Annotated in this window: 9 protein-coding genes; all 9 read left to right on the forward strand. The window is 39.3% G+C overall.

The window, feature by feature from the left end; all coding sequences use genetic code 11:
- The first annotated feature begins 35 nt into the window (after window positions 1-35).
- The 9 genes from E6H07_18535 (at window position 36) to E6H07_18575 (ending at window position 19,639) form a co-directional block, all read left to right on the forward strand.
- Window positions 36-3,233 (forward strand): SusC/RagA family TonB-linked outer membrane protein, encoded by a 3,198-nt coding sequence (locus tag E6H07_18535; GenBank protein TMI61521.1) that lies wholly within the window; start codon window positions 36-38, stop codon window positions 3,231-3,233.
- On the forward strand, window positions 3,197-4,732 hold the full coding sequence (locus E6H07_18540) for a RagB/SusD family nutrient uptake outer membrane protein (GenBank protein ID TMI61522.1): 1,536 nt from the start codon (window positions 3,197-3,199) through the stop codon (window positions 4,730-4,732). The genes E6H07_18535 and E6H07_18540 overlap by 37 nt, the downstream gene beginning before the upstream one ends.
- A 24-nt stretch (window positions 4,733-4,756) precedes the next feature.
- On the forward strand, window positions 4,757-5,530 hold the full coding sequence (locus E6H07_18545; GenBank protein ID TMI61523.1) for a DUF4843 domain-containing protein: 774 nt from the start codon (window positions 4,757-4,759) through the stop codon (window positions 5,528-5,530).
- A 29-nt stretch (window positions 5,531-5,559) separates the two neighbouring features.
- A complete protein-coding gene (locus tag E6H07_18550; GenBank protein ID TMI61524.1) occupies window positions 5,560-7,260 on the forward strand; it encodes a hypothetical protein in 1,701 nt (566 codons plus the stop codon).
- Between the two features lie 522 nt (window positions 7,261-7,782).
- Window positions 7,783-10,281, forward strand: coding sequence for a zinc-dependent metalloprotease (locus E6H07_18555; GenBank protein ID TMI61525.1), 2,499 nt, complete (start codon window positions 7,783-7,785; stop codon window positions 10,279-10,281).
- Between the two features lie 43 nt (window positions 10,282-10,324).
- Entirely contained in the window at window positions 10,325-12,835 is a 2,511-nt protein-coding gene (locus tag E6H07_18560; GenBank protein ID TMI61526.1) for a zinc-dependent metalloprotease, read from the forward strand.
- Between the two features lie 8 nt (window positions 12,836-12,843).
- Window positions 12,844-14,265: a TlpA family protein disulfide reductase gene (locus E6H07_18565; protein TMI61527.1), complete on the forward strand. Its 1,422-nt coding sequence runs from the start codon at window positions 12,844-12,846 to the stop codon at window positions 14,263-14,265.
- Window positions 14,262-16,052, forward strand: coding sequence for a TlpA family protein disulfide reductase (locus tag E6H07_18570; protein TMI61528.1), 1,791 nt, complete (start codon window positions 14,262-14,264; stop codon window positions 16,050-16,052). The genes E6H07_18565 and E6H07_18570 overlap by 4 nt, the downstream gene beginning before the upstream one ends.
- 341 nt (window positions 16,053-16,393) lie before the next feature.
- Window positions 16,394-19,639 (forward strand): SusC/RagA family TonB-linked outer membrane protein, encoded by a 3,246-nt coding sequence (locus E6H07_18575; GenBank protein TMI61529.1) that lies wholly within the window; start codon window positions 16,394-16,396, stop codon window positions 19,637-19,639.
- Window positions 19,640-19,655: the final 16 nt, after the last annotated feature.

A 19,655-nucleotide genomic window follows, 5' to 3' on the forward strand; every position in this document is an offset into this window, starting at 1 on the left:
AAAAATAAACCGACTGAATAAAGACAACTATTGTTATGAATTACTTCAAAAATAAATTTCCCGGTAAGCATCGATTTTTTTCAATGGTGACAAGCTGTACGTTGTTCCTGTTCTTTATGGCAACAAGCATTGTCTATGGACAGGAAAAAACAATTCCGGTTGTAAAGGGTGTTGTGAAAGATGATGCTGGCGAAGTTTTAGCAGGTGCCACCGTTATCATCAAAGGGACAAAAATTTCTATTACCACTAAAAATGACGGAACATTTGAATTAAAAAATGTGCCGGAAGAAGCAGTATTGTCAGTTTCTTATGTTGGACATACAAGAATAGAATTAAAGTTAAAACCCGGCCAGGCTGATGTAACAATAAAAATGACTTCTTCAAGTGGGGTGCTCGCTGAAGTGGTTGTTAATAACGGTTTATATAAAAGACCCGCAGGAAATTTTACAGGTGCCGCCAAAACTTATACAGGCGAACAATTAAAATCTGTGAATCCTTCGAATGTATTGCAGGCATTAGCAGTCATAGACCCTGCTGTCCGCATTGAACAAAACAATGCATTGGGTAGCGATCCCAACCAATTACCAATTATTCAAATAAGAGGACAGAATAATTTACCCATATCTACACAAGGTGGCGCTAATGCAGGTGCCTCAATTGTCTCCAATGGAGATATCATGTCAACTTATTTACTGAATCCTAATCAACCACTTATTATTCTTGATGGTTTCCAATCTACGTTGCAGACTATTTATGATATGGATATAAACAGGATCGCAAGCATTACAGTTTTAAAAGATGCGGCGGCTACTACTGCCTATGGCTCCAAAGCAGCAAATGGTGTAATAGTAGTGGAAACCAAGCAACCTGTTGCAGGCCGCACACAGATCTCTTATGCGATCAATGTGGGAGTGGAAGTTGCCGATCTTACTTCCTATCACTTGCTGGATGCAAAAGGGTTGCTGGAAGCACAGCGCCTTGCAGGAGTTTATACCGATGTAAATAATCATTATAATGATATTGCTTTAAAGCAATGGTATGATTACCGCAAATACCAGGCAGAGAGTGGTGTGAATACATACTGGCTTTCACAACCGGTACGTACAGGAGTTAGCACTAATCACAGTCTCAATATCAGCGGTGGCGCAAGATCGGTCCGTTATGCTCTTTCGCTTAGTTATGGTAATGGAGTTGGCGTAATGAAAGGTTCCGGACGGGATAGGTTCGGATTAATTTATAACCTTAGCTATATAAACAAGAGTTTACGCTTTTCGAATAATACCAGTATTAGTTATGTCAAAGGAAACGCTACTCCATGGGGAAGTTATAGTTCATATGCGAGCCAGTTTCCTTTTTTCAAACCAACCGATTCTGCTGGAAACACAATAAAAATATTTGAACCCACTAGTACAACTTTGGGAATTCCCGTGGCACCACCGGGAGGCATTTTTACAAATGCCGCGTATAATGCAGGATTGGATATGAACAACTATGGTTATTCCATGGGAATTACCAATAACACCAACTTTGAATGGACAATAAGCAAAGAAATGCGGATGCAGGCTGCTATCAGTTTTGGAAATAACCTGCCGGGTTCTGAAGCATTTTTTCCTGCTGATCATACCATGTTTGTAAATGCTATATCTGCCGGATTTACCGACCTGGGGTCATACACACAAAGCAAGGGAAAAAATACTGTGATCGATGGTAAATTAGGGTTTAGTTACAATAAGAAATTTGGAGTCCACACCATCATGTCTGCATTCGGTGTTTCGGGACAAGCTACGGAAAGCAATTCCACCACTCTACAGGTTTCAGGTATGCCAAACGATTACCTTAACCAGTTAGGAATGGCGTATGGTTATGGCACTAGTACTAAACCTGTGTCAACTAACAATGTTACCCGAAGTCTTTCTTCTTATGCCAGCGTTAGTTACAATTATGCTGGTCGCTATACTGCGGAGATCACTGCGAATGCAAGTGGCTCTTCCCAATTCGGATCCAATAATAGATTAGCACCTTTTTGGTCAGGTGGTGTTGCATGGAATGTAGACAAAGAGAAATTTTTCAAAAAAAATGACATCATCCAGAATTTGAAAATAAGGTTTTCGACAGGGATTACCGGTAACCAGAATTTTGCTGCACACATGTCGCAGCCGATCTTCCAGTATAATCTCTTTAACAATTACCGGCTTCAACTTGGGGCAGCAGTTCAGGCCTATGCTAATCCAAACCTGAAATGGCAACAAACACTAAAGAATAATTTGGGTTTTGAAGGAGGATTGTTCAAAGGAAAAATAAGTATTGGATTTGAATACTTGACTGAGAGTACGGATAATCTTATTTTACCACTTGATGTAGCGCCGTCAACAGGTTTTGTAAATTACCAGGATAATCTTGGTTCGGTTAAAAACACCGGTTATGAATTCTCCATCACTTCCCCTATCATACAAAACAGGGAAAAGAATATTTTCTGGTCACTGTCGTTCAATGTTAGTCATTACGAAAATGTGATCACCAAACTTTCACCGGCAATTGATGCTTTGAATAAAGTCAACAATACCACCAATGACCCTACCATAAAGCAAACTTCACCATTGCCACGGTATGTAGTTGGACAATCCATGACCCAAATATGGGCAGTGCCTTCATTGGGTATTGATCCGGCAACAGGAAAAGAAGTATTTGTAAAATTGGATGGCAGTAAAACATTTACCTGGGATCCAAATGATAAAAAACCTGTCGGTGATGCCTTCAGCAAACTGAAAGGAATGATCGGTTCCAGTTTCAATTATAAGGGCTTTACATTCAATTTTAATTTAAGTTTCGAGTTTGGCGGCCAGATGTATAATCAAACGCTGGTAGATAAAATTGAAAATGTAAACCTGCTTGTCTCAAATGCTGATGAAAGAGTATTGACTGAAAGATGGAAGCAACCTGGTGATATTGTATCATTTAAATCACTTGTGAAGGATGGCATTTCAGGTAGCTCACAACAGACGAATGTCACTTCCCGTTTTGTGCAGGATAATAATTATCTCGAAGCATCGAGCATTACAGCTGGCTATACTTTTCCATCAAACTTGGCCTGGGTAAAGAAAATGCACATATCAACTCCCAGATTTTTTGTCACGTTTAACGATCTATTTCGTTTTGCCACCATAAAAACAGAAAGAGGAACAGGATACCCGTTTGCATGGAAATACAATTTCGGTTTATCAACTACTTTTTAAAAAAATTATTTATGAATAATAAACTGTTGGAAATATCCGGGAAATGCTTTCCAAAACTTACACTGATCGCTTTGATAGCAGTGATCATGTTGTTTGCCCCGGGATGCAAAAAATTCCTGGATGTACCACCGATAGACCAGGTGCCTCAATCAACTCTTTTTAAAGATGAACAGGGTTTTAAAGATGCTTTGATCGGTGTTTATCTTGGAATGGATAAGAACCGTAGCACTTATGGGTTATACACTACTGATCTATCCATGGGTATGCTATCGACAATGGCTTATAATTATGATAATGCTACCGTAGCAAATGCCGGAACTGGCGGCGCTTTCTATAATAATGTGGTTTATTATTTTTATTTAGACGGGGAGGTGAGAAAGGAAATTGATGCTATCTGGGGTGGCTTGTATAATAATATTGCCAACCTGAATAATATCTTAATTCAGATCGAGAGTAAAAGTGAAGTATTCCATCGTGATAATTATAACCGGGTTAAAGGAGAAGCGATCGCTTTAAGAGGATTGTTTCATTTTGATCTGCTGAGAATGTTTGGCAAATCACCATTAACAGGTTCTGCAGATAAAGCGATCCCTTATGTTACACAATTCACTATAAAACCAACTTCCTTTGTAACACTCCAGGCAGGTCTTGATTCCTGTATAGTTGATCTCCTTGCTGCAAAAGAATTACTCGCTGCTACTGATACTTCTTCAGTATTAAAAGGAGTGGATGATCCATTTACTTCTTATACTCAAAATCATTTGAACTATTGGGCTGTGCAGGCTTTGCTGGCCCGTGTGTATTTATATAAAGGAGATCTTGAAAATGCAGACCTCTATTCAAAAGCTGTAATTGGCAGTAATAAATTTCCGCTGATCACATCCAATGTTGCTGCTGCAACCAATATCATTCGTGACAGAACTTTTTCCCAGGAGCATTTGTTTTCTGTTTATTCAACCAAGATCAAAGATTATAACTCTGCTCTTTATACAGGTACTGTACCGCTTCGGTTGCTGCCCGCAGGTAAGAACACAGTTTATACAACAGGTAGCGGTAATGCAAGCGATTACCGTTATATCTCTTGGTTTGACAATAACCAGGCAGCCTTAAATGTCCCCTCAAAATTTTTCCAGGATAATAACCTGCCATTTGAACTGCAGGGCAATGTGCCAGTGATCCGTGCTTCTGAAATGTATTATATCGCCGCAGAGTGTTCAAACAAAAAAAATGATATCAGTTCAGGTGCTGCATTACTCAACAAGGTAAGAGCGGCCCGTGGCCTGGGTGCATTGAATGCAGCGGGTATCACGAACACAGACAGTTTGTCAACGGAAATAATGAGAGAGTATCAAAAAGAATTCATACAGGAAGGCCAAACATTTTTTTATTATAAAAGACTGAATAAAGATCTGAAACTTGTAACGGGAACTCCTGCTGCAATACCTGCGGATGCGTATGTATTCCCTATACCTGAAAAAGAAAAAGAATATAATCACTAATTAAACTCAGTTTAAAATCATAAAATGAAAAAGGGAATTTTTTATTTGATCTTATTCGCTGCCATACTTCCGGGATGTAAGGAAGATGTGCCAACGCTTTTTGCGGAACCTGATGGCATCTATTTTAGTACTCCTGCCGATAGCATGACGTATACATTTGCTAAATATCCCAACCGGCTTATAGATACGCTCAAGATCCCTGTAACTGTATTGGGGAATGCTTCAGGCACAGACAGAACGATAAGTATTGAAAAACTTTCAGGGACTGATCTTAATGGCATTGAGGGTGTTCATTACAAATTATTGCAACCTTATACACTGCCTGCAGGTAAAGTTTCAACTACATTACCTGTTGTGATCTACAGAACCGGCGACATGGATAGCCTTTCGTTCAATTTCAAATTTCAATTGAAGGCTAATGAAAATTTTGTTTCAGGTATTTCTGCAAAGACCGCATTGAAAATAAAGGTGGGTTACCTTCAAAAACCACCTACCTGGGGAGATTTTACTGGCCAACAATGGGCAGGCTATAGCGACAACTTCGGAACCTGGACAAAGACAAAATATAAAGTAATATTGGATGCATTATATGATCCGGTAAGTGATACAACGATCAGTGAGTTTCCTTACACCAGATTTGGACCACCTGTTGTCTATACTCAATACCTGCAACTCGTAAAAAATTATCTCAGAACCAGATACCCGGGAAATTTTTCAATACCACGTGGCATTGGGGCAACCTTAAGAGATCCTGATTACAGAGACAGTGTGATCCTGGTAGGAAAAGCTAATTATTGATTAAACTAAAAAAGCTCAATAAACATACAATGAAAAAAGTTTTTAGCTATATAATGTTACCGGCGCTGATCGTTTTAGCGTTATACTCCTGTTCAAAGGACAAAGGTAATTATGATTATACCGATGCCAACGTTATTACCATTACTACTGATATGGCCAATGTGGATCCGGCTGTTGTGATAAACAATGATTCCCTTGTAGTAAAACAGAACGACAGTTTGAAAGTAAATATTCTTATTTCTCAAACAAAGCCTTCAAATGACCTGGCATACGAGTGGATGATCATTCAGAGTGCCAGCACTATTGGCAATCCTGCTCAATATGTTGTTGGTAATACAGCGCAGTTAAGAACAAAGATCCTTCTTTCACCAAATCTTTATAAGCTTGTAATAAAAGTAACCGACAAAACAACTGGTGTTTCTTTTTATAAATTTTATTCGTTGAATGTTGATACATCTCCATGGGGTGGTGAAGGATGGGTTGTTTTGCAGGACCAGGCTGCACAGGGCTGCGATATTTCTGTTATTACAACACGTGACGGCGTTGTACGGGGAAATATTTATTCCAATGTTTATTCGTTGGCAAATGGTCATAAACTTCCCACCGGTACTTATAAAATGAATGTATTTAATTACCTGAATACATTGCGTATTCAAAAGGTTTCATTCTTTTATCCCAATGGTGGATTGCAGGTGAGGTCAACGGATTTCCTTGATTCCAGTAATTCAAATGGATGGTTCGTAAATCTTCCTTCAGTAGTAAATTTTGAGTCGACAGGGGCAGCCCCGGTTAATGGCCAATATGAGGTTATGCTCAACAATGGACAATTGCAATACCAAATTGTAAATACAAATACCATAAAAACGCCACCAATAGTTTTTGGCGCACCGCTGATCGGTACGTGGCCTTCACTAAGCCCCTATTTTATGTTCAACTCAAACAGCTCTTATTGTACTTTCTACGACAAGGTTAACCGCTGTTTTTTGCATATTAATATGGCTGGTAACACGCTGATCCCAACGAATCTACCCGACATAGCTAACCAGCACTGGCCGGCTTATTCAGGAACAGGCGGCGCTACTAATCTAACGGTAACAGGTAAGGGATTTGATCTGAATAATATTGGACGTAATTTGATATACAGCGAAAATGCACAGTTGTTGGACGGAGCTATTGCAGCCCCGGGTTATTATTGCATTTTCCGGAATTCTGCCAATGATTCAACATTTCTATACCAGTTCACTTCCGGATCAACAGGCATTACAAATAACGCTATAACAGGCAGGTATTTTTTGAAGGATGCTACTATCAACGTTACTGGCATTAATACCGCTTCAATTTTTGCTGTGCCAGCTTTTTCAACGGCTTCGGTAAGCAATGTGTTTTATTATGTACCCGGCAACAGTACCAATAGCATTTATGTTTGTAATCCAAGTTACACCGGCACCTTGCCCGCTACAACTACATCGCATTTGGGATACAGTTTTCCTGCAGGAACAGTTATTAAAACCATGAAGGTTTTCAAATCGGGATACAATGCTGTATCTATTCCTTCTACAGAAAGCAGGGTATTGGTAGTTGCTACAGATGAAACAACAAGCGGTGCTGGTCATAAAGTTTATTTCTTTAATCTTACTGCAATTGGCGAAATAAATACTATACCTGCGAATGTGTACACCGGTTTTGACAAAATAGTTGATATCGCATTTAAAAAAGGGTTAGGGTTCTGATAAAAATTTGAAAGTCTGTTCTCAATTATTAACCTGTCGGTAAAGAACCTGGCAGGTTTTTTTTATGCTTTTATTCACACTTCCTTAGACGGAGCCAGAAATGTACAGTTGCCGGAAAAATTCCGTCAACTGCTTTTAGCAGTTGGTACGATAGACCGAAAATCCGGCGTATAGCATAGTAATTTTGTTTCTGAAACTAAAAAGGATTGTGTGTATTCCAGGTTTGATAAAATAGTTGATATAGCATTTAAAAAGGGTTAGGGTTCTGATAAAAATTTGAAAGTCCGTTCTCAATTATTAGCCTGCCGGGGTTGAACCTGGCGGGCTTTTTTATTCCCTTCCCGCCCCTGTGAATCTCGCCTTGGGCGAGACGAAGCAATCCTTAAACCAGCCCCGAAATGGTCATTTCCACAGAGAAATTCGTCAAATGCTTTTACCCGTTGGTACTATAGACTGAAAATCCGGGCTATACCATAGTAGTTTTAATCCGTAAACTTTAAAAGACCGCTAAAAATCATATTTATGAAGTTGTTCAATGTTTTGTTTGCTCTCTCGATGACTGTGATAACAAATTTCGCTTTCGGCCAGGATACCGCAAGTAAGGCTCCTGCTCCGGCTAAACTAAGGCCGTATAAAGATGTAATTACCGCCCAGGCTGTAACCAAACCGGGTTTGTTTTCTGTTCATAAGATAGATGACAAATATTATTTTGAGATCCCCGATTCTCTTTTGAAAAGAGAAGTTCTTTTTACCACTCGTTTGGTAAAAGTGCCAACAGGCAGTCCTCGCTTTGGTGGCGAAATTGTAAACAGCATTATTGTTTCGTTTGAAAAAGCGGGAGAAGATAAGTTGTATGTACGGGTGATCACAAACGTTGCAGTAGCCGACTCAACAAACGCAATTGCAAAAGCTGTACGCAACTCTACCATTGACCCGATCGCAATGATATTTGATATTAAAGCAAAGAAAGATAATAAGAGTTCTGTTATTGAAGTCACTGATTTTATTGCAAAAGATAATTCGATCACGGGTTTTGACGCTAATGCAAAAAAGAGCATGTCGTTGGGAGCTGTAGCGGCAGACAGATCATTTATCATGTCTGTTAATCCTTATGAACAAAACATCGAGATCAAAACTATGAAGACCTTTGGCATGGGTGCTGCTTCACCAGCAGCCGGGGCTGCGCCTGGAGAAGCTGCACCTGCTTCTACTTCAGCTAACGTTGGAGTAACATTTGAGTTAAGCACTTCCATCATGTTATTACCTGCTGTACCAATGCAATCAAGACATTCGGATCCCCGTGTAGGTTATTATAGCGAGAACTACAAGATATTTTCTGATGCGCAACAAAAAGTAGAAGACAAGAATTTTATTGTGCGTCATCGTATGGAACCTAAACAGGAAGATATACAACGTTACCTGAAAGGTGAATTGGTTGAACCAAAAGAGCCATTAGTGTTTTATGTTGATCCTGCTACACCGAAACAATGGAGACAATATATTATTGCCGGCATCAATGATTGGAATGAAGCATTTAAAGCCGCAGGTTTTAAAAATGCTATCATTGGTAAAGAGTGGCCTGAGAATGACAGCAGCATGTGTATGGAAGATGTGCGTTGCAAAATAGTACGCTATTTCCCGACCGAGCAATCATTTTCTTATGGTCCAAGAGTGTACGATCCAAGAAGCGGTGAAATTTTACAAACTTATATAGGTTGGTCGCATAGTAAACTACAATCATTATACGAATGGTATTTTGTACAGGCGGCTGCAGTTGATAGTCGTGCAAGAACAACAAAGTTCAGCACTGAGTTGATGGGTTCATTGATCAGGGCAGCAGTTGCCCGTGAAGTGGGACACACATTAGGCCTGCGTAATAATATGGCAGGAAGCAGCGCTTATCCTGTAGAAAAATTAAGAGATAAAAAATGGTTAGAGGCAAATGGTTTTTCTGCTTCCATCATGGACAATATTCATTACAATTATGTAGCACAACCTGAAGATCATATTTCTCCAAAAGACCTTTTGCCGAAAATAGGTGAGTATGATAAATGGGCTATTAAATATGGCTACTCCTACACTGGTAAAAATAATTTTGAAGACGATAAAAAGTTAGTACAGAAATGGACTGTTGATGCATTTGCTGCCAGCCCCGCATTAAAATTCAGTCCTGAAATTGATTTGAATCTGAATGATCCCAGTGATCCATCAGGTCAAACAGAAGACCTGAGCAATGATCCTGTAAAAGCGGCTGAGTACGGTATCAAAAACCTGAAAATTGTTACAGCCAATTTGCTTGAATGGACAAAAGAAGATATGGATATGTATGATAACGCTAACGCCATGTATGGAAATGTAGTTGACTGGTACCAGATACTTACCCGTCATGCATACACACAAATAGGCGGTACAAATGAAAACCTGAAAAGTATTGACCAGAAAGGAGATGTTTATACACTTGTGCCTAAGGATGTACAAAAAAGGGCAATGGCATTTTTGCATAAAGAAGTATTTCAAACACCAACCTGGCTTTATGATAAAAACCTGCTGAATAAATTTGCTAAGCCTGCCAGTAAAGAAAAAATTCAGAGATTCCAGGACGATGCAATTTACCAGGTATTGAAAGCTTCTGTTCTTTACAAAATGACGATCGAGACCATGCGTTTTGGCAAAGAGAAGACGTACACAGTTGATGAAATGCTTACTGACCTGAATAATGGTTTATGGAGCGAATTAAAAACATCAACACCTGTTGTAATTGATCCATACAGAAGGTTTGTTCAAAAAGCAGAGCTCGTTAACATTTTTAGGGTTGTAAGTGAATCAGCCGAGCCACCCAAAGCGGGATCTACATCGCCAGATCTTTCAACAACAGATATACCGGTAGTGCTGCGTGTACAGTTAGATAAAATAATGAAGCAATGTAAGGCGGCTATTCCTGCTTGCAAAGACACAATGACCTTGGCGCATTTAGAATATGTATACAATAAGATCAACAAATTCCTCTATCCAAAAAACTAAACGGTACGACAACACAATTTTCTACCAGATAAATTGAAACTAAATGACACGTATTATTCTCATCATATTATTATCGGGCTTTTTTAATGCTGCTTCGGCGCAGGATAAAAAACCGGTTGAAAAACCAAAAGCTGATTCGGTTAAAAGCACACCTAAAACGATCAGTGATTTTGTTACCGCAAAAGCGATCAGCAAAAAAGGAATGTTTTCCATTCACCAGGTAGGTGAAAAATATTATTTCGAAATTCCCGATTCATTATTGGGAAGAGAATTACTCTTAACCACATGGCTGGTAAAAGTGCCTGGCGGAAGTCCAAAGTTTGGTGGAGAAATAATGAATAACAGGACCATCAGTTTTACAAAATGGAATGGTGGGAGTAAAATTGCTTTGAATGTTACGGCTACTATTAACCAGGTTGATACTACCAATGTTATTTCAACAGCCGTAAAAAATGCCAATGTAAATTCTGTGGCAATGTTGTTTGACATAAAGGCTCGTGGCAATACAGGCACATCATTAATTGATGCAACAGATTTTCTGCAAAAAGAAAATTCATTTACGATGTTGAATGCCGAAGTTAAGAGTAGAATGTCCGTAGGATCGATGGCAGCCGACAGAAGTTCGTTGAAAAGTTTTGCAGCTTATCCTATTAATATAGAAATAAAAATGATGCGTACTTATAGTGCAACAACTCCTCCGGCAATACCTGGTCGCCCTGCAGTTGCTCCTCTCGAAGCGGCGAAGTTGAGTGGTGCTATTACCATGGAAATTTCTACTTCCATTATGCTGATGCCTGAAAAGCCAATGACACCAAGACGGTTTGATGCACGGGTTGGTTATTTTGCTGATGCATACCAGGAATATGCCGATGCACAACAAAAAGTAGATACAAAAATTTTTATTGTTCGTTACCGTCTTGAACCAAAGCCGGAAGATATGGAACGTTACAAACGTGGTGAATTGGTAGAACCTAAAGTACCGATCGTTTATTATATTGATCCTGCTACCCCCAAGCAATGGCGTCCTTATATCATTGCTGGTATCAACGATTGGAATGAAGCATTTAAAGCTGCCGGTTTTAAAAACGCTATCATAGGAAAAGAATGGCCGGAGGATGATACAACAATGAGCCTGGAAGATGCACGGTATAAAGTGATCCGTTACTTCCCATCAGAAGTTGCAAACGCTTATGGTCCGAATATACATGATCCAAGAAGTGGTGAAGTGTTGCAGAGTTATGTAGGTTGGTATCATAATGTAATGACCTTGTTACACGATTGGTATATGGTACAGGCTGCACCAAACGATCCCCGTGCCCGTACTATGAAATTCAGTGATGAGTTGATGGGAACATTGATCCGTTTTGTTTCATCACATGAAGTAGGGCATACATTAGGTCTGCGTCATAACATGGGTAGCAGCAGTCTTACACCTGTTGAAAACCTTCGTAATAAAAAATGGGTGGAAGAACATGGACATACTAATTCGATCATGGACTATGCACGTTTTAACTATGTAGCACAACCAGAAGACAGTATTGGCCAGGCCGGCATTATGCCACGCATTAATGATTATGATAAATGGGCTATCAAATGGGGTTACACATATACTGGAATATCAGATGATGAAGAAGATCGCAAAGTGGTAACTAAATGGATCGTTGACAGTTTAAAAGCAAACCCACGTTTATGGTTCGGTGGCGAAGGCCTTAACAATGATGCTCGTTGCCAATCAGAAGATGTAGGCGACAACAGCATGAAGGCAAGTGAGTACGGCATTAAGAACCTGAAATATGTAATGGCGCATCTGCCTGAGTGGACTAAGGATAGTAATGACAACAGCTATACTGGTTTAGGGAATATGTATCGCCAGGTGGCAACACAGTACCTGCGTTATTGCATGCACGTAACTGCCAATGTTGCCAGTGTATATGAAACATGGAAAACAGTAGAACAGCCCGGTGATGTGTATGTAAATTCACCAAAAGAAAAATCAAAAGAAGCCGTTGCCTTTTTAAATAAAGAAGTTTTTACCACTCCTGATTGGTTACTCGATAATGAAATGCTGAATAAGATCAGCAATCCTGTAAGGATAGGTTCAGTGGCAAATAGCCAGGCAAGGGTACTTGATCTTTTACTCAGCGACAGGGTATTCAATACATTGCTGCTGGAGGAGAACCGGTATGGCAAGGGTAATACATATTCCATCATTGAATTTATGGACGATGTAAAAGCGGGTGTGTGGACCGAGCTTAAAAATAAAAAACCAATTGACATATACCGTCGTGGATTACAGAAGAATTATGTATCGAATGTATTGGCTTCGATCAAAGAAGCAGAAGTAGGTGATCATTACCTTGGTTTGTTATTTGGTGGGCCTGCAGCAGCAGAAGCCCTGCCTGTTACTATTAGTACTGATACTGGCTCTTTCCTTGCACTGCACCTTAAGAAATTGCGTGAAGAAATTTTAGCTGCGATCCCTACAATTACTGATAAAGACTCAAAAGATCATCTCAACTATATCGCAGAGCAAATCAAAAACAAGCTTAAATAATCATTTGTATGTTTCAAAAAGCTCTGAAAATAATAACCACTGTTTTATTGTTCCTGGTAACGGTACATGTTTATGGTGGCAATGGTCCTGAAACAACGGTTACTTTTAAAGTGCATAACAATACAGGCAGTGCTGTTGCCCTTTACAAAATAGAAAATGGCGAAGCTGTAAAACTTAGCTTCAGAATCCCAAGTGAAATGGACACTTGTATGTTTTCATTCTCCATGGAAAAAGAAGGTGTGTATTTTATCCAAAGAGCTGGTGGCCACATGCCGGCATTTAATTATGTGATCTACCTGAAGCCAGGTGATAACAAATCAGTTGATATCTATGCCAGCAAATTGGGACTTGATTTCGATAGTTGCAAAGTTCAAAGTCCAAATCATGAAACTGTTATCCTGCAAACATGGGCTAATTTGTTTAATGGGGTTGTTAAGCTGGGTATGAATAGAACTAAGAAGGATGAGTATATTATTGCATACAACAAACTTGCAGAACAGGCAGCGGAACTAAAAAGAAAAACTCCATCGAACAATAGCTTTTTCAAAAAGGTATTTACATTAAAACTAGATGCGGATCTTCAATATGCAAGAGCAGCAGCCTTCTTCCATTACGGAGAAAGGATGAATTCTGGTCTTGACAGCAATTCTAAACGTAGTCAGTTTTATCAGCCGATAGCAAAACAAAAAATTTGCAATACAGGTCTGTTACAATCAGAGAACGGATTGGCTTTGTTAAAATACAACCTCGGTTACCAGCTATTCCAGAAATACGGAACGCAGGAACAAATGCTGGCAACTTCATTTGTTGAAAAGATGAAGATGATATGCAACGATACGGTTCGTGCAGTATATGCTTTAGACCGTATGAAGCAAATTACCAATTACGAACAATTCAAGATCGATATAGAACCTTTTAAAAAACTATTTACGACAACTGATTTAAAACAAGCTTACCAAAAGAAAGTTGATGAGCTGACAGTGTATGCAAAAGGTGCTCCAGCCTATAATTTTTCACTGAAGGATACAAAAGATCAAACCTTTTCATTATCCGATTTTAAAGGAAAAGTTGTTGTGATGGATATATGGGCGATGTGGTGTGCTCCCTGTCTTGCAGAAAAACCTTTGTTCAAAAAAGTAGAAGAGGCGTTTAAAGATAGGGATGATATTATATTCATTGGGGTATCACATGATGGACAAGCGAAAAAAGAGGTTTGGAAAAATTTTGTTGAAAAGAAAGGATGGAAAAACATTGAATTGCTTGCCAATTACGATGAATCTATCGGCAAATATTATAAGGTCGAAGGCATTCCCCGCTTTATGATCTTTGATAAAGAAGGAAAAATTGTAACGGTGGATGCACCGCGTCCTTCTGATCCGGAATTCAAATTATTAATTGAACAAACACTTCAATCCAATAGCGAAAAATGAAAATTCGTATAAAAAATATTTTTGCAGGTATTGCCAGCCTGGTAGTTTTTAATGCTGCTATGGCACAACAAGATCAAGTGATCTTAACCGGCACATTTACTGAAAAAATAAATGCCGAACTGCAACTTATTAAAACAGTAAACGGGAAAATTGAAAAATTAGGTGACTACACGATCAACCCAAGCAACCCTGATTTTGTTTTTGCTTTTTCCGCTGATACGACCATCAATTATAGTTTCCAGGTAAAAACTTTAAAACAGGGGCACATGAGGTTGGAGGCAGACAAATATTATACGCTTCCATTAACACTTAAACCAGGACAGAACTATTCATTAAAAGTTACCCTGTCAAAATTAAATGCTGAGAAAAAAACAGGATTTGAATTTAAGCCAGATACAGGAAAATCTTCTATTGCATTTGTAAGCGGAAAATTCGTTAATTGGAAAGTTGGAGTAAGTATTACTATGCAGAGAGTTGTTGATGGCAGTTACGAAACAATAAATAGTTTTAGCAATCGTAATGAAAAGCCTTTTTTGTTGCCTTGCCTGGTAAAAGAGGAAGGTTTTTATTATCTCATTTCTCCACGCTGGAGAATACGTATCTATCTGAAACCTGCAGACAACCTTGAACTGGCAATTAATGGTATGTCAGGGTCCTACGAGGTCGTTAATGGTTCTGAAGAAAATCAATTGATGCAAGAATGGCAGCAATTGATCTCTCCAATTACAAGCTATGGCTATAATTCAATAATGGTACAAAGAGATTCTTTTGATCTTAATGCCTATCAGAAAACCTATGAAAGCCTGGAACCATCAATTGTCAATTTCAGAAACAATATCAATCATATTGGTTCAAGATTCAGCAAGATTTTCAGAACGGCAATGGGTGTTGATAAAGAATTCGCACCAATTTTATTTTTATTTAATAGCACAGTAAAGAATGCAAAGGGCTTTGGGGGTACACCGAAGAATTTTAATGATGTTCCTGCTTTTTACCAGAGTTTCATACAAACAAATAAATTCAGTGATGCGTCACTATTAAATATTGGTGAAGCAAGACGTTACATGAACCTGTATACTAAACTTGTTATTGCTTCTTTACCGGAAGATAAGAAAAAGCAATTAACTGAGAATGAAAAGCTCGGGCTGATGATCAATACAATTTCGAATGACACATTAAAATCTTATTTCCTAAAAGACCAGATGTCAGAAATAGCAATTAATAACCTGACCGAATTCAGATCCATATTGGAGCCCTATAAAAAATACACGAAACCTGCTTCTGTAAAAAGGGAATACCTAAAGATCTACGATCAATTCAGCAGCGATACAGCGTATGTTGGCAAATCCGCATACAATTTTACGCTGCCGGATTCTACTGGTCGTATGATCTCCATGAAAGACTTTAAAGGCAAAGTAGTATTTATAGATGTGTGGGCAACATGGTGCGGACCTTGCAGGGAACAATTTCCCTTTCTTAAAGAAGTTGAAGAAGAATATAAGAACAACAGTGATATTGTTTTCCTGGGTATAACCATTGATAGGGAGAGGGATCGTCAGAAATGGCTCAACACGATAAAGAAAGAAAATTTGCCGCCTTTGCAATTATTTGATGACATGGGAAAATATTTTGGAAAAAAATATGAGATCAATGCCATTCCAAGATTTTTACTGATAAGCAAAGATGGTAAATGGATAGAAGTTCGTTGCCCAAGACCTGAAGCAAAAGAAGACCTTAAAAAATATTTGGATAAGGCTTTACAAGAAAAACCTTTAGTAAAAGGTTAAGCTAATTGATATTTAAAACAAAAAAACTAAGATAAATTTTTCTCATAAGCAGTTAGTTTTGGTTACGAGGGGCCTGTTCAGGCTCCTTTTATTTTTTGTCATCTTCTTCAACTACTACCATTGCAAGCAATGTAAAAAAATGGTTTACACTTCCTATAAGGATGTGTTGGTTCGGGTTAACCCCAACAATACATGTCCTTGCAGACTCCTTATTGTTTCACCCAATCTAAAAACAAAATTATGTTTTAAATTTATGTATGCTTTTGAAGTTGTCATGTAAAAGCATGTGCTGAACTTTTTTCGGTATCTTTCCCTAAGCTAACTGTCAAACGCTACGAGTCATGAAACTCACGACCATTATTATCTTATCAGCCTGCCTCACCGCAAGTGTCAACGGGTATAGTCAGAAAGTAACTATTTCTGAAAAAAATGCCAACCTGGAAAAGATATTTAAGCAAATAAAAAAACAAACCGGTTATGTTTTCTTTTATGATGTAAGCATACTTGACGGAGCCAAACCTGTAACCATACAGGTAAAGGATGTTGAAATTGAACAGGTGTTAAAAGAAATTCTGCATGACCAGCTATTAGATTACTCCATTGAAAACAAAACCATCGCTATTGTAAAAAAAGATCCTTCAATAATAAAAGAACAAACTCCATTGCCGTCGCCACCAATTACAGTTCGTGGCCGCATCGTAAACGATGGAGGTGAGCCAGTGCAAGCCACTATTACCGCTAAGGGTACTGGCAAAGCTGCAACTTCAACCAATGACAAGGGTGAGTTTGCTATAGTGGTCAAGGATCTCGAGGGCAGTCTTATAATTTCCGCAGTTGGTATTGAAATACTGGAAATAAAATTAGATGGAAGGAGAGAGTTAACAATAAATGTAAAAACAAAAGTTAGTGTAATGGATGAGGTGCAGAGGATTGCCTATGGTACAACCACGAGGCGTTTTAGTACAGGATCCATTTCAAAAATAAAAGGGGAAGATATCAGGAATCAACCGGTAGAAAATCCCATGCTTGCATTAGGAGGAAGAGCGCCGGGTTTGCAGATCACTCAAGTCAACGGTATGGCCGGTGGGGCAGTTAGTATAAGTATCCGTGGCAGAAACTCTCTTGGAGCCGGGTCCGAGCCTCTATACATTATTGATGGTGTACCTTTTGCCCATTCGCTATCCACTGTAGTATTTTCAAATAATGTTACAGCCCAAACATTGGGAGGACTTAACAACGCCACTAACGGTACAAGTCCATTTGTAACCCTTAATGCTGCCGACATTGAAAGCATTGAAGTGCTGAAAGACGCGGATGCTACTGCCATCTACGGTTCAAGAGGGTCAAATGGGGTAATACTCATCACTACAAGAAAAGCCAAAGCAAATAAGACATCCGTTGAGGCAAGTTTTTATACCGGTTGGGGACGGCCTACCATTATGCCTGAAATGCTGAATACACAGCAATATGTGGCAATGCGAAAAGAAGCGTTTAAGAATGATGGAATTATTCCCACAGCATCTAATGCCACCGATTTTATGGTATGGGACACGACACGTTATAATGACTGGGCAAAAATATTGATGGGTGAAACCGCACGTAGTTATGATGCACAGGTACGCCTTTCAGGGGGAAACGAGCAAACCCGGTTTTCGCTCTCAACAGGCTACCACCGTGAGACGCCTGTCTTCTATGGTAACATGTTCGATGATCGTATTCATGTTCGGGCAAACATGACGCATCATTCTATTGATAAGAAATTTTCTCTTACACTAAGTACAGGATATAACATTGATAATAATAATATCAATACAATAGATATGGGCCAATTGCTAACTACGATACCCAATGCGCCCTACCCGCTTGATGCGAATGGAAACCTGGTCTGGAGTGATAAGGGTGTCAATTTTTCAAACCCACTTCAATTTACAAAAAAGCTATACAAAGGCGTAACAGAACACTCCATCAGCGATATCAATTTGGGTTATCGTTTCAGCAAAAATTTTGAGATCAGGATAGATGGAGGGATGAATATCGTACGCCTTGACCAGAGAACTACCAACCCGGTAAGTTCTCAAAGCCCTTTAGGGACAACGCCAATAAGTTCAGCTCAATTTTTTAACGAGTCCCAGCGAAACTGGATCGTGGAGCCGCAGGCAGAATACACTAAACAATTTGGGAAAGGCCGGTTACAAGTGCTGGCGGGTTGTAGTTTCCAGGAGCAGCTTACAGAAGGAGCAACAATAAGTGCCACCGGGTATGCAAGTGATGAATTACTTGGAACACCAGGTCCTGCGGCTACAAAATCGGTTACCAGCAACTACGGTAAGTACCGGTACAACGCTTTTTTTGGCAGGGTTGGTTACAGGTATAACAATAAGTACCTTATAAATATATCTGGCCGTCGCGACGGGTCCAGTCGTTTTGGACCGGGAAAACAATTTGGCAATTTCGGTGCAGTGGGAGCGGGGTGGATATTTTCTGAAGAGAAGTTCATGAAAAATATTTCCTTCCTTAACTACGGTAAGATCAGAACAAGTATCGGTGTTACAGGCAACGACCGTATTGGCAACTACCAGTACATAGCACGTTGGAGTACTACAAGTGCCGCCCTTCCTTACCAGGGTATTAGTGGTTTTTTTCCAATAAATCTTCAAAATCCTGATTTTGCCTGGGAACGCAATCAAAAATGGGAAGCTGCAATTGAGCTTGGATTTTTTCAAGACAGGTTGTTTGCAAGCGCCACTTATTATATGAGCCGGAGCGATAATCAACTGATCGGTTACACGCTTCCATCACAGACAGGCTTTGCAAGCATTACGGCCAACAGGAATGCAATAGTTGAAAACAGGGGTTGGGAATTCATGATCAATACTACCAACATCAGGACAAAGAATTTTACCTGGAAAAGTTCATTCAACATTTCGATACCACGCAGCGAATTGGTGGCATATCCTAATCTTGAAACATCAAGCTTTGCCAATGCGCTTATTATAGGATATCCTGTTACCGTACGCAAATACCTCGAGTACCAGGGGGTTGATACTGCAACCGGTATTTACAAGCTTAATGGGATCAACCTGACTAAAGACAGAACCCAGGTACGTGATTTGGGACAGCGCCTTTATGGTGGATTGCAAAATACTTTTACTTACAAAGGATGGTCTCTTGATCTGTTCTTCCATTTTGTTCAACAAGACGGTTTGAGCAGCATTAACTTCGTGGCGCCGGGTAACCGTTCAAATCAGACTATATTAGTTTTAGACAGATGGCAGCATAAAGGAGAAATTACCGATATACAGAAATTCTCTACTACCGGGGCAGCTGTTACTCAATTCAGCCTTTATTCCAATTTCTCCAGTGCCAGAGTAGTGAACGCATCTTTCATTCGTTTGAAGAATGTATCACTCTCTTATCAATTCGACAAAAAACTGATCGAAAAATTTAAGATAGAAAGTTTAAAAGTGTATTTCCAGGGACAAAACCTGTTCACGTTCACTCCGTATGAATACGGGGATCCGGAAACATTATCGTATTACACTTTGCCACTCAGGATGCTAAGCGTAGGTATACAGGTCATTTTTTAATTTAGAGACAAAGAAT

Source organism: Bacteroidota bacterium (genome assembly GCA_005882315.1).
GTDB lineage: Bacteria > Bacteroidota > Bacteroidia > Chitinophagales > Chitinophagaceae > VBAR01.